Origin of the sequence: Streptomyces sp. NBC_00029, from assembly GCF_045160505.1 — a bacterium.
Taxonomy (GTDB): Bacteria; Actinomycetota; Actinomycetes; order Streptomycetales; family Streptomycetaceae; genus Streptomyces.
Genome location: NZ_CP108292.1, coordinates 917,315 through 936,405 on the forward strand (window position 1 = coordinate 917,315; position 19,091 = coordinate 936,405).

Sequence of the window (19,091 nt, forward strand, 5' to 3'; positions counted from 1 at the left end):
GGGGGCGCGGGAGGGGTGGTCAGGCGGCCTCGCGCTCGATGGGACAGGTCATGCACCGCGGGCCGCCACGGCCCCGGCCGAGTTCGCTGCCTCGAACGGTGATCACCTCGATACCGCTCTTGCGCAGGTGGGTGTTGGTGGTCACGTTGCGCTCGTAGGCGACGACCACGCCGGGTTCCACGGCCAGCACGTTGCAGCCGTCGTCCCACTGCTCCCGCTCGGCGGACCGCAGGTCCTGGCTCGGGGTGAGGACGTTGATGGACGGCAGACCCAGCGCGTCGGCGATGGCCCGGTCCATGTCCTCGGGGGCGTGGTCGGTGACCCTCAGCCCCTCCCCGCCGGTCCCGGGTTCGATCGTGGAGGAAGGCAGCATGCCGAGGCCGGCGTATCGGGTGAAGGTGTCGCCGCTGACCATCGTCATGACCGTGTCGAGGTGCATGAAGCTGCGGCTCTTCGGCAGGCTGACGGCCACGACCCGCTGGGCGGAACCCGCCGCGAACATGCGCAGGGCGAGATTCTCCACGGCCTGAGGCGTGGTGCGCTCGCTCATGCCGACGAGCACCGCGCCGTTGCCGATGACCAGGACGTCGCCGCCCTCGATGGTGGCGGGATAGGCCGCCTGTCCGTCGGACCACCGGTGGAACTCCCCCTTCGCGAAAAGGGGGTGGTGCTGGTAGAGGGCTTCGAAGTGAACCGTTTCACGGCGGCGTGCCCGTTTGTTCATCGGGTTGACGCTCACGCCGTCGTACACCCAGCACGAGGTGTCGCGGGTGAACAGATGGTTGGGCAGCGGCGCTAGGAGGAAGTCGTCGGGCGCCATGGCGTGCAGTCGTACGCTCGGTATCGGGCCCGTACGCTCGAGCAGTTCCGCCTTGGTGACGCCGCCGATGAGGCAGGCGGTCAGGGCGGCCGGCTCCAGGGAGTCGAAGTGCGTGCGGAGCCGGTCGGTGCCGAGGATGCCGAACTCGCGTTCGTCGAAGACCCGGTCCAGTACGAGCTGCCGTGCCTCGATGCCGTCCAACGTCTCGGTGAGCAGGTCGGCGAGGAGGTGCACGCGCACTCCGCGGTCCCGCAGGACATCGGCGAACGCGTCGTGCTCGTCGCGGGCGCGCTTGGCCCACAGCACGTCGTCGAAGAGGAGCTCGTCCTTGTTGGTGGGTGTGAGGCGTGTCATTTCGCGGTCGGGGCGGTGCAGGATGACCTGCCGCAGCCGGCCGGTCTCGGAGTCGACGTGAAACGTCATGGGGTCCCCCGGAGGTGAGACGGAAGGTGCGCTCGACGGGCGCCGAAATGGGATGTGCGCCCGGCCGGGCGTCCTCTGGGGGGGCGCCTCGGGGAGCACTTGAACTCTGTCACTCGCGCCCCCTCATGCCCGGCGGCAACAGTCCCTGTTGGCGGGCCGGTCGGCACTCTCCGGGGGGAGCCGTTCGGTCGCTGCGCAGGGCCCTTCGGCCCTGCATGGCGACGGTCGGGAACCGAACGCGGCGGGGACGAGGGACACCCGCGGTCAGAGGTCTGTGTGCCGTGCAAGGGCCACGGGCGGCCGGCAGGGGTCCCGCGCGGCGTACATGACGGCGCCCCAGAACGCGCCACCCGGTGACGGGCACGTACAGCGGCCGACCTCCACGACCGCCCCGCCAAACCGCTCTACGACGACACAGACGTCGAGAACACACTGAGGGTCTGCGCGAACGTCGAAATCGGCACCGAGATCCGGTTTTCTTGCAGTTAAGTGACCATCCAGCCGCTACATCGTTAGGCCATTCGTGCGGGAGCTGGAACGGAATTTGATAACTGCGGCCGAGGAACCCATCAAGCCTGGCTCGAGGGCCCGCCCGGCAAGGGCTAGGAACTCCCCGTCCGCTGCCGCCTGCCACGACATATCACCAGTCACCAGGAATCCACCCTCGAAATTCCAGGGCGCGTATGCGAGCGCCGTCATCGTTGCGCAAGGTGCCGACACATGGAGAGGCCGCATGGACGTCAAACCCTGCGACGGCTGGGTTCATACTTTGAGCGAGCAAACCCTCTGCTTCACCGGCAAAGTCCTCATGGATGGCGAATGGGTCATTCGAAAGGACTGCGAGGAGATGATCCAGCAGTTCGGTGCGAATTCCAAGCCGGACTTCTCCCGAAAGATCACCGTCGTCGTCCACGGCGATCTCGCCAGTCAGCTCGTAACCGACTCGCACCGGGAGTACAGCAAGAAACTCGTCCTCGCCGCACGGGAACGCGAGCAAGGACATCACGTATGCGTGGTGGATGGGAACGGATTCGTCGACTTGATCGATGGAAATCCCGCGCCCTGCCGAGAGCTGCAACGGGCTCAGGGCGCGGACGACGGCGTCTTCGTCCTCGCCCGCTCCGGAGACGGGATCTTGGGCGGCCCCCTTCATCGACGCAAGGTCGGGCAGCACGGAACCGGAGCCCTGTCGCTCGACCTCGATCACCTCGACAGGGGCACCAGGGCTCACGAGGCAACCATCGCCGCACTCATCGAGCACCTGGCCTACCAGCAGGTCGAGGTACGCGGGCACGCACGCAATGCCCCACGATTCGACGCCGGCTGGTCACGTGCCGATGACATCTTCATCGCCGAGGTCAAGAGCTTGACCGGCGCGAGTGAGGATCAGCAGATTCGCCTGGGGATCGGGCAAGTCCTCGACTACACGCACCAGCTACAGCTCGGGCGCACCGACATTCGGGTATGCCCCGTCCTGGCCCTGGAGAAGCGGCCAACTGAACCGAGATGGACCTCGCTCACGGAAGCCAACGGAATCCTTCTCACATGGGCTCCCGTCTTCGCAGGATGCTGAGCCAAAGACTTCACCCCCGACATGGGCAGCCGCCCCCGGCGCATGGCGGCAGACGATCCCAGCGAACACCCGAACCACCCGGACCGCATTCCCCCGACTTAGTCACCAGCAGGGGCCGGGCGGCACTTTTCGGGGCGGCAGGTCCTGCTCATTCAGCCTCGTACCCTGCCCCGCGGCTCCATGCCCGATATGCCTCCAAAGCCGTGGGGAGGGTCGGATAGATGCGGTCGGCGCCCACCGAGGCGGTCAGCCCGTAGGCATCCAGGTCTTCGCGGAGTTCCTGCTTGACCCTGGCCAGGGCCAGGACGATGCCCCGGTCCTCGAGTTCCTGGCGGAGTGCGTCCACGGCGTCCAGGGCCGTGATGTCCACCTCTACGTTCGCCTCGGTGTTGAGGACGAACCACCGCGTCGGAGAGTTCTGTTCGTCGACCGCTGCCAGGGCACGACGGCGGAAGTTCTCCGCGTTGGCGAAGAACAGCGGCGAGTCGTAGCGGTAGATCAGCAGCCCCGGAACTGTCCGCGCCGTCGGGTAGTCGTCCACATCGTGCATGCCGGCGAGCCCGGGCACCATGCCTTCCACGGCGTCGTGCGGGCGGGCCACACGGGCCAGCAACTCGACCACGGACAGGGTGACGGCGACGAGCACGCCGTACAGGATGCCGAGGGCCAGAACCCCCAGGAGGCATCCGAGTGCCAGCAGCAGCTCGCGCCGGCGGAAGCCCGCGAGGCGCTGGAACTCGCCCAGTTCGACGAGGCGGACGGCGGCGTAGACGACGATGGCGCCGAGGACGGCGCTCGGGGTGTGGGCCAGGAGCGGCCCCAGGAAGAGGAGGACCATCAGTACCGCGAGTGCGGCGAACAGGGAGTAAGCCTGGCTCCGTGCCTTCGCCGACTGGGCCAACGCGGTGCGGCTGGCGCGCTGCTGACGGGGAACCCGTGCATGACGCCCGCCCCCAGGTTCGCCGCCCCCAGGGCGAGCAGCTCACGGTTGGGGTCCAGCGGAAGCGGGTCGCCCCGGTCGGCGAAGGCCCGGGCGGTGAGGATCACGTCCGAGTAGCCGACGAGAAGGACGCCCAGCGCCGGGATCACCAGCTGCGGCAGGTCACCGGGGGACGGCAGCGCGGGCACCGGCAGCCCGGAGGGTACGGATCCGATCACGGCGATCCCGTACCGCTCGTCCAGCCCGAATGCCGCCACCAGGGCTGTGACGGCGACAAGGGCGAGCAGGGGACGCGGAACCAGCCGCCAGTACCTCGGCGCCACCAGGAGCAGGACGAGCACAGCGGCGGCCAGGCCGACGGTCGGCCAGTGAACGTCCGAGACGTTGAGGGCGAAGGTGTACAGCTGTGAGAAGAAGCCGGAGCCGGTGGCTCTTACTCCGGTGAGCCGGGGCAGCTGGTCGACGATCATGATCAGGGCGACACCGGCGAGGTAGCCGACGAGCACGGGCCGTGAGAGCAGGTCGGCGAGGAAGCCGAGGCGCACGGCCCAGGCCGCCAGCGACACCAGGCCGACGACCACGGCGAGGGCCGCCGCGAGCACCGCGTACCGGCCCGGGTCCCCTCCTGCGAGCGGCCCCACGGCGACGGCCGTCATCAGCGCGGTGGTCGACTCGGGTCCCACCGACAGCAGCCGTGAGGAACCGATCAGGGCGTAGAGCACCATGGCGGGCAGCACGGCCCAGAGTCCCGCGACCGGTGGCAGCCCGGCCACCCCCGCGTAGGCCATGGCCTGGGGCACCAGATAGGCGGCCACGGTGATTCCGGCCAGTGCGTCCCGGCCGAGCCACGGCCGGCGGTACCCCCGGAGACCGAGGGGCAGCAGGGACGGCCTTCCACGTGCGGACATCGCGCTCCTCGCTGACGGTGCACTTGGCGACTCCGCGTCGGGATCTGCCGTGCTTCAGTCGTTCCCGAGCGTGGACGCGTGGTCGGGGACGGCGTTCTGGAGGTCCTTGGGAGGTCGCTGGTATCCCGTGGAAGGAGGGCGGGGCGGCATGGTGAGCGACGGCAGGGCCACGTCCGCGTAGGGAAGCGAGGACAGCAGGTGGGCGATCATGTTGAGTCTCGCGCTGCGCTTGTCGTCGCTCTCGACCACGTACCAGGGGGCGTCCGCCGTGTCGGTGTGGACGAGCATTTCGTCCTTGGCTCGCGAGTACGCCTCCCAGCGTGTGAGGGACTCCAGGTCCATCGGGGAGAGCTTCCAGCGCCGCAGTGGGTCCTGTGCCCGGGCGCGGAACCGCTCCTCCTGCACTGCGTCGCTGACGGAGAACCAGTACTTGCGGAGCAGGATCCCGTCTTCGACGAGCATGCGCTCGAAGAGTGGACACTGGCGCAGGAAGAGCCGGTGTTCCGCGGGTGTGCAGAAGCCCATGACGTGCTCGACTCCGGCGCGGTTGTACCAGCTGCGGTCGAACAGGACGATCTCGCCGGCGGCGGGCAGGTGCTCGGCGTAGCGCTGGAAGTACCACTGGCTGCGCTCCCGCTCCGTCGGCGTGGGCAGGGCCGCGATGCGTGCGACACGGGGGTTGAGGTGTTCTGCGACACGCTTGATCGCTCCTCCCTTGCCCGCCGCGTCACGGCCCTCGAAGACGACCACCAGCCGGGCGCCCTCAGCGCGCACCCACTCCTGGAGTTTGATCAGCTCCGTCTGGAGCCGCAGCAGCTCGTCCTCGTAGACCGCCTTCTTCAGGCCCATGGCGCATCCTCCCCGTCGTCGTCCGGCGCTTCGGTCACGTCAGTCTCGGCTGGCATCCGCGCGCAACGATGCCCATCGGGCCCGGGCGTGTCGATACGCTGACCGTGGATCGGGCAACCGAGCGAGCCGTCGGAGGGGAAGCACGTGGGTGTGAGGGATCCGTTGACGCAGGTACCGCGGATGCGGCTGGACGAGCTGCTGGACGAGCTCCAAGCGCGCATCGACGAGGTGCGCGGCACCCGCGACCGGGTGCACAGCCTCCTGGAAGCCGTGGTGTCGGTGGGGCGGGAGCTGGATCTCGCCCAGGTACTGCGGCGGATCGTGGAGGCGGCCGCGCTGCTCGTCGACGCCGAATACGGCGCGCTGGGAGTGATCGGCCCCGACGGCCGGACTCTCTCACAGTTCCTGACCGTGGGTCTCACGGATGCGGAGATCGCCGAGATCGGTCCCCTGCCGGCCGGCCACGGCCTGCTCGGGGAGGTCATCCACCACCCGGAACCGCTGCGCCTGACGGATCTCGGCGCGCACTCCTCGTCCTACGGCTTTCCGGCCCATCACCCGCCGATGCGTACGTTCCTGGGTGTGCCGATCCGGGTCCGCGAGGAGGTGTTCGGCAATCTCTATCTGACCGACAAGCGTGGCGGGATCGATTTCGACACCGAGGACGAGACGGTGATCTCCACCCTCTCGGTGGCGGCGGGTGTCGCGATCGACAACGCGCGGCTCTACGAGGGCTCGCAGCGCCAGCAGCGATGGCTCAAGGCCAATGCGGAAATCACCGAAAGCCTGCTGTCCGGCAGCTCCCGCCCGGCGGTACTGGAGCTCATCGCCCGCCGCGCACAAGAGATCACCGCGGCACGCCTCGCGGACATCGCCATGCCCGTGGCGGGTATCGACGGCCTGGTCGTGGAGTTCGCGGCCGATGCGGACGGAGCCGAGCGGCAAGGTCTCGTCGTCCCCTTCGCGGGCACGCTCGCAGGAGCGGCGCACCTGGCCGGCAAACCCGTCACAGCGGTGCAAGCCTGGGCCGACGAGCGCTATCCCGCTGAGTCCCAGGTTCAGGAAGGGTTGGGGCCCGCCGTGGCCGTCCCTTTGGGCACCGCGGGCGGCGAAAGCAGAGGTGTCCTGCTGCTCGCGCGCCCGGCGGGAGAGCCGGCGTTCGGCGAGGGCGAGCTGGAGCCCCTCGTCGCCTTCGCAGGTCAGGCCGCACTCGCCCTGGAGCTGGCGGAGCGGCGCCGGGACGCCGAGCAGATAGCACTGCTGGAGGAGCGCGACCGAATCGCCCGTGACCTGCACGACCTGGCGATCCAGCGTCTCTTCGCCACCGGCATGACCTTGCAGAGCGCCGCCCGGCTCGTCGAGCACGATGGGGCCGCCGAAAGGGTCGGCCGGGCGGTCGACGACCTGGACGAAACGATCAAGATCATCCGGTCGACGATCTTCGGGCTGCGTACCAAGGACCGCGAGGGCGGCCCTGGTCTGCGGGCGCGCGCCGCCCGTGCCGTCGGCGACGCGGCCACCACCCTCGGCCATCCGCCGCGCCTGAGCATGGAGGGCCTGCTCGACACCGACGTACCTCCACAGATCGCCGACCACGTCATGGCTGTGCTGGGTGAACTCCTCAGCAACGCCGCCCGCCACGCACAGGCGACCCGGGTCGGAGTGACCCTCAAGGCGGGCCAGGGCGAGGTTGTGCTGACCGTCTCGGACAACGGGAAGGGCATTCCGGCCCAAGGCCGCAGAAGCGGCCTGCTCAACCTCGACGAGCGGGCGCGGAGCCTGGGCGGCTCCTTCACTCACGAGACTCCGGATGACGGGGGTACAAGGCTCGTCTGGCGGGCTCCCCTCCCCACCGGGGGCTGAGGACCGGGGCAAGGCGTCAGCCCCGGGCCGCGGGCACGGGCTGCGTCGGGTCCGCCTCCAGCCGGAACCCGGTGACGAGATCCGGACGGATCCTCAGGGTGCTGGTCATCCGGTGCGCCACCCATGGACGCAGCAAGTGCGCGTACCGGTCCATCTCGTCGGCATCTGACACCACCCTCGCGTAACCAGTGACGACAACGCTCCAACCGAGGTGCGTGACGGAATCGATGACGTCCGCTTCGTAAGCGACCACCACGCCGGGAGCGTCGGCGGGTGCCGCCAGGGATGCCAATGCCCCGTCCTCATGTATCCGGACGATGATGGCCTCGTTCTCGACGAGATGGTTCACCGGGCGGACGGCGGGCAGCGCGTGCTGTGTGAAGACGATGCGCCCCAGGGACACTGTCGAGAGCAGCCGCAGGGCCTCGGCCCTGTCCAGCTCCCGCATGTAGCGGCGGGCTGTCGTGTCACCGACCTCTCGGGCCCGTAGCGGGTTGCCTTCGTGATCCATGCTGCTTACCTTCGTCCGGCCCCGATGGGCCCTTGCGGCTTCCGCGTCCCAGCCTTCACCGCGATCCACGGGAGAACCAGGGCCGAACGGTCCCCGTCAGGGGGCGAGATTCGGACACCCGCTCGATCACGTCACGGCGAGCGGCAGGCCGCGGTCGACACCGAGCACCTGCATGGACTTGACCAGCAGGGGTGGTACGCCGCAGAGCAAGAGCTGCGTGCCCGCGCTACGGCAGCGCTGGTGGAGCCGGAGGAAGAGTTCGATGCCTGAGCTGTCGCAGAAGGAGATCCCGGACAAGTCCAGGACCATGTTGCGGTGGCCGAATCCGGCGAGTTCGGCGAGGCGTGGTTCCACTCGTCCCGCCGTATGGAAGTCGAGCTCTCCGGCCAGGGCCATCCTCAGGCCGCGGTCGTCGCGTGCCACGGTCCTCAGGTCGATCAAGGCGGTCGTCATGGTGTCCTCCGCGCTGCGTGCGGCTCCGTCGAGTCGCGCCGTTCCCCGTGCACCCGCAGTTCATCGGGTGCTGAGTGCACTCGGGAAGGCCCGGCAGGCCCTCGGACAGGGCCGAAGGTCCCTCCTCCTCTGCCCACACCGGCCCTGCCGCGCGCAGCGGCAGGCCGATGAGTGCCAATCGGCACTGTCCGTTCCGCCCGTACGGGAGGCAGGATGCCGGTGTTCGTGCGTTCAGGACATACCAGGCGAAGGAGTTGCGTCATGACCGGCAGCGGTGCCCACTCCCACGCGACGAGCGCGAGCGGCGCGACCGTTCCCATCAGCATCTTCCTGCTCGACGACCACGAGGTCGTGCGCAGAGGGGTGCACGACCTGTTGGACGCCGAGTCCGACCTGACCGTGGTCGGTGAAGCGGGCACGGCGGAACAGGCGCTGATCCGCATCCCCGCACTGCGCCCCCGGGTCGCGATCCTGGACGTACGGCTCCAGGACGGCGACGGAGTCAGCGTCTGCCGGGAGCTGCGCTCACGGATGCCCGAGCTGGCCTGCCTGATGCTCACGTCGTTCGACGACGAGGAGGCACTCCTGGACGCCGTGATGGCAGGGGCCTCCGGCTACGTCCTCAAGCAGATCACCGGCACCGACCTGGTGACCGCCGTCCGGACGGTGGCCTCCGGCCAGTCGATGCTCGACCCCGGCGCCACCACGCGGCTGATGGCCCGCATACGCGGCGACGTGCCGAAGGAGGAACAAGTCACGGGTCTTCCCGGCTCCACGGACCGGGAGAAGGAGATCCTCCTCATGGTCAGTGAGGGTCTCACCAACCGGGAGATCGGCAAGCAGCTGCACCTCGCGGAGAAGACCGTCAAGAACATCATCTCGCGGCTCTTCATCAAACTCGGCGTGGAGCGGCGCGTCCAGGCCGCGGTGATCGCCAGCCACGCGCTGACCCCACCCGGCCGGCACCCGATCCCGGCCGCGGAGTAGGAACCGCCCACGGTAAGGGCCGGGCACGCCGCACGACGGCGAGCCCGGCTTCAACCGTCGATTCGGCGTCAGTGGTGCGGGACGACAGCGACGGGGCAGGCCGCGTGGTGGAGCACGGCATGGGCCACCGAACCGATGCGCGTACCCACCGCCGACTCGCGGACCCGGCGGCCGACGACGACCAGCTGGGCGTCCGAAGCCTCCGACAGCAGCACGTGGCCGGCGCTGCCCCGCTCCACGTGCGCGACGACCTCCACCTCGGGAAACCTCAGCCGCCACGGCTCCAGCGCCTGGTCCAGCGCGGCCTTCTCGAACGGCTCCAGACCGCCGAACTGCTCGGCGATCCACATCGAGCCGGGGCTGTATCCGTACACCGGGGGCAGGTTCCAGGCCCGGACGGCGCGGAGCGGGACCTTGCGCGCCGCGGCCGCCTCGAACGCGACGCGCAGTACCTCGGCTGATTCCTCCACTCCACCCTGCTGTCCCACGACGACCTCGCCCTCTTCCGGCACGGCCAGCGGCCTGCCGTGGCGGGATCGGACGGAGACGACGGGGCACTCGGCGGCCGCGATCACCTGCTGACCGTAGGAGCCGAGCAGGAAGCCGAGCAGGGCTCCGTGCCCGCGGGTGCCGAGGATCAGCAGCTCGGCTTCCTTGGCGGTGCGCAGCAGGGCCGGCACGGGCGTGTCGCACAGGACTTCTGCGGTGAGCGCGAGCGACGGGTACCGGTGGGTGAGCTCCTGCTCGACCTCGTTCAGGATGTCGTCGGCCCGGCGGGATTCGGTGTCGCGGTCCTGGACGATCGGGACGGCGAGCGGCTGCCACAGCCAGGCGTGGACCACGTGCAGGGGCAGGTCACGCCGTACGGCTTCGCGCGCGGCCCAGTCCGCGGCGGCCCGGCTTTCCGGGGATCCGTCCACTCCGACAACGAGGGTGCGCTTCACAGGTCTGTCCTCCGTACTGATGCGAGAGGCATCGGGGTCGGCCGGCGGGGATTGGGTGGCGCCGGCCGGGGGAAGGACCGGCGCCACCGGGATTCACCTTGCTCGTGCTGGGCAGGGGCGCAGAAGGGCCAACGGTCCCTCCTCGAGGGCCGGTCCTCCTCTCGCGGCCGCACCACAGCAGGGGCAGGGTGTCGGTATCGGCCCCGTCGACGAACGTCCCGGACCCTCAGACGCAGGAGCGGACATGACCGCGTTGACCGCGCACTCGATCTCGCAGCTGGACGCCCACTGGCGCGCCGCGAACTACCTGGCCGTCGGTCAGATCTACCTCATGGGCAACCCCCTGCTGACCCAACCGCTGAGGCCGGAGCACATCAAGCCGCGGCTGCTCGGCCACTGGGGCACCTCGCCCGGCCTCAACCTGGTGCACACGCACCTCAACCGCGTGGTCAAGGAGCGTGCGCTGGAGGCCCTGTGCGTCTGGGGTCCGGGACACGGAGGTCCCGCCGTCCTGGCCAACTCCTGGCTGGAAGGGACATACAGCGAGACGTATCCGGACGTGAGCCGCGATGCCGACGGCATGGCCAAGCTGTTCCGGCAGTTCTCCTTCCCCGGCGGGGTGCCGAGCCATGTGGCGCCGGAGACCCCCGGTTCCGTCCACGAGGGTGGGGAGCTGGGTTATGCCCTCGCCCACGCCTACGGAGCCGCCTTCGACCACCCCGGCCTGCTGGTCGCCTGCGTCATCGGCGACGGCGAGGCCGAGACCGGTCCGCTCGCCGCGTCCTGGCATTCGAACAAGTTCCTCGACCCGGTCCACGACGGCGCGGTCCTGCCGATCCTGCACCTGAACGGCTACAAGATCGCCAACCCGACCGTCCTGTCCCGGATCCCCGAGGACGAGCTCGACGCGCTGCTGCGCGGCTACGGGCACGACCCGCTGTACGTGACCGGCAGTGACCCCGCCCAGGTGCACCACGCCATGGCCCGCGCGATGGACCACGCCCTGGACCGCATCGCCCTCATCCAGCAAGAGGCACGGACGGCGGGCACCGACCCCGGCCGAGAGTACGCACGCTGGCCCATGATCGTGCTGCGCACGCCCAAGGGCTGGACCGGTCCGGCGAACGTCGACGGCGACCCGGTCGAGGGCACGTGGCGGGCCCACCAGGTCCCGCTCGCCGGTGTGCGCGAGAACCCGGCACACTTGCAGCAGCTGGAGGCCTGGCTGCGCTCGTACCGGCCGGAGGAGCTCTTCGACGCCGACGGTCGGCCGACGGCCCAGGTCCTGGCCTGCGTGCCGGACGGCGAGCACCGCTTGGGCGCCGTGCCGTACGCGAACGGGGGCCGCCTCCTGCGGCCGCTCCCGCTGCCCGCGCTCGACCAGCACGCCGTCCCCGTCGACAAGCCCGGCCGCACCCTCCACGAACCGACCCGCGTCCTCGGCCGCTTCCTCACGCAGATCATGCGGGACACGGCTGAGCGACGGGACTTCAGGGTCGTCGGTCCGGACGAGACCGCCTCCAACCGGCTGGACGACCTGTACGAAGCCACCGGCAAGGCCTGGCAGGGCATCACGGAGGCCACGGACCGGAACCTGTCACGCGACGGCCGGGTCATGGAGATCCTCTCCGAACACGTCTGCCAGGGCTGGCTGGAGGGCTACCTCCTCACCGGCCGCCACGGCCTCTTCTCCACCTACGAGGCCTTCGCCCACATCGTCGACTCCATGGTCGCCCAGCACATCAAGTGGCTGAAGACCTCGCGCGAACTGTCCTGGCGAGCGCCCATCGCTTCCCTCAACTACCTGCTCACCTCGCACGTCTGGCGCCAGGACAACAACGGCTTCTCGCACCAGGACCCCGGATTCGTCGACCACGTCCTCAACAAGAGCCCCGAGGTGGTACGGGTCTACCTGCCGCCGGACGCCAACACCCTCCTCGCCGTGGCCGACCACGCCCTGCGCAGCCGCGACCAGGTCAACGTCATCGTCGCCGGCAAACAGCCCTGCTTCGACTGGCTGCCCATCGACGAGGCCCGCACCCACGTGACGCGCGGCGCCGGCATCTGGGAGTGGGCGGGCACCGACCACGGCTCCCGCGAACCGGACGTCGTAGTCGCCTGCGCCGGCGACGTACCCACCATGGAGGTGCTGGCCGCCGCGGCCCTGCTCCGCGAGCACCTCCCCTCGCTGGCCGTCCGCGTCGTCAACGTCGTCGACATCGCCCGGCTCATGCCCCACGAGGAACACCCCCACGGCATGACGAACCCCGAGTACGACGCCCTCTTCACCACCGACAAGCCGGTGATCTTCGCCTACCACGGCTACCCGTGGCTCATCCACCGCCTCGCCTACCGCCGTACCGGCCACCCCCACCTGCACGTCCGCGGCTACAAGGAGTCCGGCACCACGACCACCCCCTTCGACATGGTCGTGCGCAACGACATGGACCGCTACCGGCTCGTCATGGACGTCATCGACCGCGTTCCCGGCCTCGCAAGCCGCGGCGAGGGCCTGCGCCAGGCCATGGCCGACCAGCACATCCGCCACCACGACTGGATCCGCGAGCACGGCACCGACCTCCCGGAGGTCGCGGACTGGTCCTGGCCGTACTGATCGGCACGGGAACCAGTGCTGCACGTTCTGAGACGCCGTCACCCAGATGGGGGGATGAACACAAGCGGGGTCAGCCGACGAACAAGATTCCGCAGGTCCTCAGTCGCTGCCTGCCACCCTTCCGGAAGGATGGGTTCAGCTCTCTCCCGATCCTGGCCGGTCTTGACCCGGCCCGTGCGCACGTAGTGCGGTCAGACGTTGTTCGTACTCTTCTTCGTCGATCTCGCCTCGGGCGAACCGTTCGGCGAGCACCTGCTTGGCGGAAGGCGCAGCCGGGGGCTGCCCTGGGCCCGAGGGGAAGCGGTCGACACTGCGGAGGAGCAGTGCGACTCCCGCGACGGCCAGGGCCACGAGGAGGACCATGGTGAACGTCATGGCGACCCAGCCCCATCCGCCCATTCCGTGGTCGTACCAGAACATGGCTCACGCTCCTGTTGCGATGGTCTGGGACACGGCCCGCAGGGCATGTGCCCCATGTCCTCACTGTCCGTCGGCCCGTGTCGTCCGGGCATGGGCCGGTCGGGGTCGCGACCAGGGCCGATAGTCCCATGCCTGTGGCCGTGTCTGCCTCCAGACGGAAAGCGGGGACCCGAACGGAGGCCGCTTCCCGCCCCGGGCCACACCGCAAGAGTCGGCTCTTCACCGCAGAAGTTGTGCCGGAAGCCGAGTGCCGACAGCAATGACGGCCGTGGCACAGCGGGTGGGCGCAGTGACAACATGGTGTCCCTCTAGGGTGGCCTCGCGGGCCGATTGAGGCGACGCCGACCTTGGTGAGGAGGGCGTCAGCATGTCGGAGCGGGAGCAGGGGCTGGGCGACGTTCAGCGTGCGCACTGGCAGCAGACCTACGGTCGGCATCCCGGCATGTACGGGGAGGAGCCGTCCGATCCGGCGATCCACGCCGCTGCCGTCTTCGGGGCCGCCGGCGCCCGGAAGGTGCTGGAGCTGGGTGCCGGCCATGGCCGTGACGCGCTGTACTTTGCCCGCCAGGGATTCTCCGTGTCGGCCACCGACTTCAGCCCAGTGGGTCTGGAACAGCTGCGTGAAGCCGCCGCGGCCCAGGACGTCACGGAGCGGGTCACCACAGCGGTCCACGACGTCCGCGATCCTCTGCCGCTCGCGGACGCCTCGGTGGATGCCGTGTTCGCCCACATGCTGCTCTGCATGGCACTGTCCACCCAGGAGATCCACGCCCTGGTCGCCGAGGTGCGACGGGTACTGCGGCCGGGCGGAGTGTTCGTCTACACCGTCCGCCACACTGGGGACGCCCACTACCAGGCCGGTGCCGGGCACGGAGACGACATCTGGGAACACGGCGGCTTCGCCGTCCACTTCTTCTCCCGCGACCTGGTCGACGCCCTCGCCGGAAGCTGGACTCTGGTCGAGGTCGCCGCCGTCGAGGAAGGCGGCCTCCCCCGGCGGCTGTGGCGCGTCACGCAGACCGTCCCTCGGTGAGTACCGCCTGAAGGCTCAGCGCTGTCCGATCTCGGGTTCCGGTTCGGCTTCGTCGTACCGCTCCGATGCCCGGTGCACCCGACGGCGGGCGTCGTCACGCAGTCCTCACCGCACGGGGACCGTGATCACCGGGCAGTGCGCCCGGTGCAGCAGCCCGTGGACAACCGATCCGAGTCGCATGCCCGTGTAACCTCCCTTGCCACGACGGCCCACGACCACGGCGAGGGCGTGCTCGGCGGCACCGGCGAGCTCCTCCACCGGGTGCCCGGACAGCACCTCGTGCGTCAACACGACGTCCGGGTACTCCTGCGACCAGCCTGCCGTCGTCTCGGACAGCATGCGTCGTTGCCCTTGGAGCGCGGCCTCCTCGTCGTGGTGCAGGAAGAGCGGGGGCTCCCACACCGACACGGCACGCAGCCTGGCCCCCCTGAGGTCGGCCTCTTCGAATGCCAGCGCGAGGGCCGCCTTCGAGGAATCGCTCCCGTCAATGCCCACCACCAGGTAGGGCGGCTGTTGCGTGACGTGCTCGGCGTCGCCCACGACAATGACCGGACACTGCGCCTGGGCGCTGACGGGAACAACCAGGGAACCGGCGCTGAGGAACTCCGAAGTCCGGCTCAGGTGACGGGAGCCGAGCACGATCATGCGGGCCCGCCTCGACAGGCGACCGATCTCCGGGGCGGGGAACCCCTCGACGAGATCCACGACCGATTCGACCTCCGGGTGTCGCTCCCTGCTCCAGGCGGCAGCCTCGCCGAGGGCGTCTGAGGCCGCCTGATGCAAGGCGATGCTACGCGGTGTGTCGTCAACGTGTTGCGTGTCGTGTTGAGGAGGTACGGCTACGACGAGTCGCAGCCGTAGCCGGCGTCGCCCGGCCTCGTCCACCGCCCAGGCCAGGGGAAGACGCCAGTCCCTGGCCGGGTCGATGCCCACGACGATCTCCTCGTGTTCGCCCGCGTCGCTCACGATTCGCTCCCGTTCTCGTCCGTGTGGCGCGGAATGAGCTCTACGGGGCAGTGGGCATGATGGACGAGGCTGTGCGTGACCCGTCCGAGCGTGGGCCCGAGGTAGCTGGGTGCCCTTCGGCCGCCCATCACCAGCAGGTCCGCCCGGCGCGAAGCCTCGACCAGGACAGAAGCCACTGACGTGCTCTTCTCCGCATCACCCTGCACGGCCAGGTCCGGAAACTCCTGGCGCACCCGGTCCGCCACCGCGTTCAGGTGATGGACCTGCTCGTTGGCGATTTCCTCCACGTCGTCGAGCAGGGTCACGACCTCGCCGACGGACTGCAGGATGTTCCACACGTGCAGCAGCCGCAGTGAGCCCTCGCGGATCTGTGCCTCGCGTGCGGCGTACCGCGCGCAATCGAGGTCGTGCTCGTCACGGACGGCGGCGAGCACCGCGCCCGTCCCTGCGCCGTTCTCGGTGCCCCTGACGATGATGACGGGCGTCTTCGCCCCCGCTGCGACCTTGAGGCCGACCGATCCGAGCATGAGGGAGCTGAAACCGCCCAGCCCCCGGCTGCCGACCACGATGGTGCCGTCGGGGCCCGCGGCCTGGTGGAGGCTCGGGACCGGTGCCCTGCGGCTGAACTCAGCGTTGACTTGCAGGCCGGGAAACCGCTCCGTGACTGCGGCCACCGTGGCATCCAGTAGTTCCCGGCCTGCCTGGCGGACATGCTCGATGCTCTTCGCCGAGACGTAGAGGACCCGGCCGTCCGTGTCGGACCCGTGCACGATGCGCAGCGGGCACTCCCGGCGTGCGGCCTCGGCCGCCGCCCAGAGCGCTGCCCACCGGGCCGGTTCGGAGCCGTCGACACCGACGACGACGGTGCCGAGTTCCGAGCTGCTCGTGGTGCCTTCCATGGTTCCTCCTCGGGGAGCCGCCAGGGGTCGGGGTCTCAGGTCGGCTCTTCTGACTTCTCGGTCAGGACGGCCCTTCAGTACCTGGCAGGGACCGGTGGTCCTGGTTCATGCAATCCCGCGCCGCAGGTGCGGCACAGGTCCGATCGGGCCCGGCTCCGGACCATTCGGCCCTCCTCGTCTCTTGGCATGGGGCGGATCGTGGTTATAGGCGTCCTCCGGCGTTCCCGTCCGGGTGGATCGCCGTGACGGCAGGAGGTGCCTCATGAAGCACATCAAGGTCGGAGACCTGATGACCGACGAGGTCGTCTCGGTCATGACGTCCACCCCTTTCAAGGATGTCGCGAAGCTGCTCGCTCAGCACGACATCAGCGGACTGCCGGTCCTCGACGACGAGGACCGGGTGCTCGGCATCGTCTCCGAGAGCGACCTGATCGGCCTCGCAGCCGCCGATCACGCACCGGTGGGCGAGGAGCCCGATACCGGCCGGGGCGGGGCCCCATTCCCGTCCGTGGTGACCTTCACCGCTGGTGAGGCCATGTCCGCACCGGCGGTGACGGTTCACGCGGACGAGACCGCGGCAGGAGCCGCCCGGCTGATGGCCCGCCGCGGCGTCGAGCGACTGCCGGTCGTGGACGACGAGGACCGACTCGTCGGCATCGTCACCCGCCGTGACCTGCTCTGGCTCTTCCTGCGACCGGACTCGGAGATACGTCACCGCGTAGTCGCGGACATACTCGTGGACACGATGGGGCTGAGCGCCGATGCGGTCACCGTCCACGTGGTCGACGGCATCGTGACACTGGAGGGCCGGCTGGAGAAACAGAGCCAGATTCCGGTCCTGATCCGCCTCACCAGCCAGCTGGACGGTGTGGTCGCAGTCGCCTCCCGCCTGGCGGCCACCCACGATGGCTCCCTGCCCACCCCACCGCACCGCACCGCCTACGGGATGTCCCTGTAACGGCGACGTCCCATGTCGCCCATCCGGGGGAATCGCCGACGCCCGCTCGCTGCGTTTACGGCCGTCACCCGACGTGACGCTGTCTCCTTGATGGTTCCAAGGCAAGGAGAAGGACCCGGCCATGGATTACTCGATCATCCGCAAGCAGCCCGGCCCCGGTGTCGTCTTCATGCTCCAGGACTACGAGCGGGCCCGCGCGGACTTCAACTGGGAAACGGCCAGGTCCTTGCTGTCCGGGCTGCCTGGAGGCGGGCTGAACATCGGCTACGAGGCCGTCGACCGGCACCTGGCGGCAGGCCGGGGCGGGCGGGAAGCACTCCGCTGCATCGCACCCGACGACACCGTCACCCGCCTCACCTACGCCGAGCTCGGAGGCCTCACCGGCCGCTTCGCCAACGTCCTCACCTCCCTGGGCGTGGAGCGACAAGAGAGGGTTTTCACCCTCTTGGGCCGCTGCCCCGAGCTGTACACGACCGTCTTGGGCACGCTGCGCAGCGCACGCGTGCTGTGCCCGCTCTTCTCGGCCTTCGGCCCCGAGCCCGTGCGCCAGCGGCTGGAGCTGGGCGATGCCCGGGTCCTTGTCACCACCGAGGCGCTGTACCGGCGCAAGGTCGAGGAGAACAGGCACCGCTTGCCTCATCTGGACCATGTCCTGCTCGTGGGTCCGGTTACCGATCCGCCGCCTGGCACGCTCTCCTTCGCCGCACTCATGGACGAGGCTCCGGAGGAGTACACGGTGCCGGCCACCGATCCGGAGGACATGGCGCTGCTGCACTTCACCAGCGGTACGACCGGTACCCCGAAGGGCGCGGTCCACGTGCACGAAGCGGTTGTGGCCCACCACGCAACGGCGGCCTTCGCGCTCGATCTGCGCCGGGAGGACGTGTACTGGTGTACGGCGGACCCGGGATGGGTGACCGGTACCTCGTACGGGATCATCGCACCGCTCACGCACGGCGCGACCGTCGTGGTCGACGAAGGGGACTTCGACGTCCACCGCTGGTACCACATCCTCGACAACCATCGGGTCACCGTCTGGTACACGGCACCGACCGCCATCCGCATGCTCATGCGTGCAACCCCCAGGGACGGCACCCGAGATCTGCCCGGGCCGTACGACCTGTCGGCTCTGCGCTTCATCGCAAGCGTGGGTGAACCGCTCAACCCGGAAGCCGTCCTGTGGGGGCAGGAGGTGCTCGGCCTGCCGATCCACGACAACTGGTGGCAGACGGAGACCGGGGCGATCATGATCGCCAACTTCGCGGCCAGCGACATCCGGCCCGGCTCCATGGGACGGCCTCTGCCCGGTGTGGAGGCCGCGTTGCTCGAACGCGGCGAGGACGGACGCGCCGAGGTCGCGGGAGGCCGCGTTCGGGTCATCACCGGGGCGGGCGTCGAGGGAGAGCTGGCGCTGCGTCCGGGCTGGCCCTCCATGTTCCGGGGCTATCTGAACGAGGAGGCCCGTTACCGGGCCTGCTTCGCAGACGGCTGGTACCTCACGGGCGATCTTGCGAAACGCGACGAGGACGGGTGGTTCTGGTTCGTCGGCCGCGCCGACGACGTCATCAAGTCGGCAGGACACCTCATCGGACCGTTCGAGGTGGAGAGCGCGCTGATGGAGCATCCCGCGGTCGCGGAGGCCGGTGTGATCGGCCGCCCGGACCCGGTCGTGGGAGCTGTCGTCAAGGCATACGTCTCCCTCCGTCCCGGGCTCTCCCCCGACGCGTCCCTCAAGCGAGAACTTTTGGCGTTCGCACGCAGGCGGCTGGGCCCCGCAGTGGCGCCCAGGGAGATCGAGTTCGAGCAGAACCTCCCCAAGACGCGCAGCGGCAAGGTGATGCGCCGCCTGCTGCGCGCCCGGGAACTGGGATTGCCCGAAGGTGATCTGTCCACGCTGGAGAACCCCGGATGACCCGCTCGTGAGAGAAGG

15 protein-coding genes and 1 pseudogene are annotated in these 19,091 nt (G+C 69.4%); 7 read left to right on the forward strand and 9 right to left on the reverse strand.

Features of this window, described 5'->3' with window-relative positions; all coding sequences use genetic code 11:
- Positions 1-19: 19 nt before the first annotated feature.
- A complete protein-coding gene (locus OG753_RS04550; RefSeq protein WP_326746965.1) occupies positions 20-1,243 on the reverse strand; it encodes an arginine deiminase in 1,224 nt (407 codons plus the stop codon).
- Positions 1,244-1,976: 733 nt separating this feature from the next.
- Here OG753_RS04550 and OG753_RS04555 point away from each other — a divergent pair.
- On the forward strand, positions 1,977-2,816 hold the full coding sequence (locus tag OG753_RS04555) for a hypothetical protein (RefSeq protein ID WP_405787281.1): 840 nt from the start codon (positions 1,977-1,979) through the stop codon (positions 2,814-2,816).
- Between the two features lie 148 nt (positions 2,817-2,964).
- On the opposite strand, the pseudogene OG753_RS04560 reads toward OG753_RS04555, so the two are convergent.
- Both OG753_RS04560 and ppk2 read right to left on the reverse strand, forming a co-directional pair.
- Positions 2,965-4,664: pseudogene (locus OG753_RS04560) on the reverse strand (SulP family inorganic anion transporter).
- A 54-nt stretch (positions 4,665-4,718) separates the two neighbouring features.
- Complete coding sequence (gene ppk2, locus OG753_RS04565) at positions 4,719-5,513, reverse strand: polyphosphate kinase 2 (RefSeq protein ID WP_405787282.1); 795 nt, start codon at positions 5,511-5,513, stop codon at positions 4,719-4,721.
- A 180-nt stretch (positions 5,514-5,693) separates the two neighbouring features.
- On the opposite strand from ppk2, the gene OG753_RS04570 reads away from it, so the two are divergent.
- Positions 5,694-7,376, forward strand: coding sequence for a GAF domain-containing sensor histidine kinase (locus OG753_RS04570; RefSeq protein WP_326750310.1), 1,683 nt, complete (start codon positions 5,694-5,696; stop codon positions 7,374-7,376).
- A 16-nt stretch (positions 7,377-7,392) separates the two neighbouring features.
- Here the strand turns inward: OG753_RS04570 and OG753_RS04575 are convergent, their stop codons facing one another.
- Positions 7,393-7,887, reverse strand: coding sequence for a pyridoxamine 5'-phosphate oxidase family protein (locus tag OG753_RS04575; RefSeq protein WP_326746966.1), 495 nt, complete (start codon positions 7,885-7,887; stop codon positions 7,393-7,395).
- A gap of 126 nt (positions 7,888-8,013) precedes the next feature.
- A complete protein-coding gene (locus OG753_RS04580; protein ID WP_389128385.1) occupies positions 8,014-8,340 on the reverse strand; it encodes an STAS domain-containing protein in 327 nt (108 codons plus the stop codon).
- A gap of 261 nt (positions 8,341-8,601) precedes the next feature.
- Between OG753_RS04580 and OG753_RS04585 the strand changes: the two genes are divergently transcribed.
- Positions 8,602-9,327 (forward strand): response regulator transcription factor, encoded by a 726-nt coding sequence (locus OG753_RS04585; RefSeq protein ID WP_326746968.1) that lies wholly within the window; start codon positions 8,602-8,604, stop codon positions 9,325-9,327.
- Positions 9,328-9,395: 68 nt separating this feature from the next.
- Here the strand turns inward: OG753_RS04585 and OG753_RS04590 are convergent, their stop codons facing one another.
- Entirely contained in the window at positions 9,396-10,271 is an 876-nt protein-coding gene (locus tag OG753_RS04590; RefSeq protein WP_326746969.1) for a universal stress protein, read from the reverse strand.
- 244 nt (positions 10,272-10,515) lie between these two features.
- Between OG753_RS04590 and OG753_RS04595 the strand changes: the two genes are divergently transcribed.
- Complete coding sequence (locus tag OG753_RS04595; RefSeq protein ID WP_326746970.1) at positions 10,516-12,885, forward strand: phosphoketolase family protein; 2,370 nt, start codon at positions 10,516-10,518, stop codon at positions 12,883-12,885.
- Between the two features lie 135 nt (positions 12,886-13,020).
- Here OG753_RS04595 and OG753_RS04600 read toward each other — a convergent pair whose 3' ends face one another.
- Positions 13,021-13,305 carry an SHOCT domain-containing protein gene (locus OG753_RS04600; RefSeq protein ID WP_326746971.1) on the reverse strand — a complete coding sequence of 95 codons (285 nt, stop codon included), beginning with the start codon at positions 13,303-13,305 and terminating at the stop codon, positions 13,021-13,023.
- Between the two features lie 367 nt (positions 13,306-13,672).
- Between OG753_RS04600 and OG753_RS04605 the strand changes: the two genes are divergently transcribed.
- Positions 13,673-14,338, forward strand: coding sequence for a class I SAM-dependent methyltransferase (locus OG753_RS04605; protein WP_390032306.1), 666 nt, complete (start codon positions 13,673-13,675; stop codon positions 14,336-14,338).
- Positions 14,339-14,443: 105 nt separating this feature from the next.
- On the opposite strand, the gene OG753_RS04610 is transcribed toward OG753_RS04605, so the two are convergent.
- Positions 14,444-15,304 (reverse strand): universal stress protein, encoded by an 861-nt coding sequence (locus OG753_RS04610; protein ID WP_326746973.1) that lies wholly within the window; start codon positions 15,302-15,304, stop codon positions 14,444-14,446.
- The gene (locus OG753_RS04615; protein ID WP_326746974.1) at positions 15,301-16,203 is read right to left on the reverse strand and encodes a universal stress protein; all 903 of its coding nucleotides are present in this window, start codon (positions 16,201-16,203) and stop codon (positions 15,301-15,303) included. The genes OG753_RS04610 and OG753_RS04615 overlap by 4 nt, the downstream gene beginning before the upstream one ends.
- A 262-nt stretch (positions 16,204-16,465) precedes the next feature.
- On the opposite strand from OG753_RS04615, the gene OG753_RS04620 reads away from it, so the two are divergent.
- Entirely contained in the window at positions 16,466-17,161 is a 696-nt protein-coding gene (locus tag OG753_RS04620; protein ID WP_326746975.1) for a CBS domain-containing protein, read from the forward strand.
- Between the two features lie 121 nt (positions 17,162-17,282).
- Positions 17,283-19,073 (forward strand): acetate--CoA ligase, encoded by a 1,791-nt coding sequence (gene acsA / locus OG753_RS04625; RefSeq protein ID WP_405787285.1) that lies wholly within the window; start codon positions 17,283-17,285, stop codon positions 19,071-19,073.
- Positions 19,074-19,091: the final 18 nt, after the last annotated feature.

Bases quoted from the DNA above. Each gene is read 5' to 3' on its own strand.
- acsA (WP_405787285.1), top strand. From the start codon at position 17,283: ATGGATTACTCGATCATCCGCAAGCAGCCCGGCCCCGGTGTCGTCTTC.
- OG753_RS04550 (WP_326746965.1), bottom strand. From the start codon at position 1,243: ATGACGTTTCACGTCGACTCCGAGACCGGCCGGCTGCGGCAGGTCATC.
- OG753_RS04620 (WP_326746975.1), top strand. From the start codon at position 16,466: ATGAAGCACATCAAGGTCGGAGACCTGATGACCGACGAGGTCGTCTCG.
- OG753_RS04585 (WP_326746968.1), top strand. From the start codon at position 8,602: ATGACCGGCAGCGGTGCCCACTCCCACGCGACGAGCGCGAGCGGCGCG.
- OG753_RS04570 (WP_326750310.1), top strand. From the start codon at position 5,694: ATGCGGCTGGACGAGCTGCTGGACGAGCTCCAAGCGCGCATCGACGAG.
- OG753_RS04580 (WP_389128385.1), bottom strand. From the start codon at position 8,340: ATGACGACCGCCTTGATCGACCTGAGGACCGTGGCACGCGACGACCGC.
- OG753_RS04575 (WP_326746966.1), bottom strand. From the start codon at position 7,887: ATGGATCACGAAGGCAACCCGCTACGGGCCCGAGAGGTCGGTGACACG.
- ppk2 (WP_405787282.1), bottom strand. From the start codon at position 5,513: ATGGGCCTGAAGAAGGCGGTCTACGAGGACGAGCTGCTGCGGCTCCAG.
- OG753_RS04605 (WP_390032306.1), top strand. From the start codon at position 13,673: ATGTCGGAGCGGGAGCAGGGGCTGGGCGACGTTCAGCGTGCGCACTGG.
- OG753_RS04555 (WP_405787281.1), top strand. From the start codon at position 1,977: ATGGACGTCAAACCCTGCGACGGCTGGGTTCATACTTTGAGCGAGCAA.
- OG753_RS04600 (WP_326746971.1), bottom strand. From the start codon at position 13,305: ATGTTCTGGTACGACCACGGAATGGGCGGATGGGGCTGGGTCGCCATG.
- OG753_RS04595 (WP_326746970.1), top strand. From the start codon at position 10,516: ATGACCGCGTTGACCGCGCACTCGATCTCGCAGCTGGACGCCCACTGG.
- OG753_RS04615 (WP_326746974.1), bottom strand. From the start codon at position 16,203: ATGGAAGGCACCACGAGCAGCTCGGAACTCGGCACCGTCGTCGTCGGT.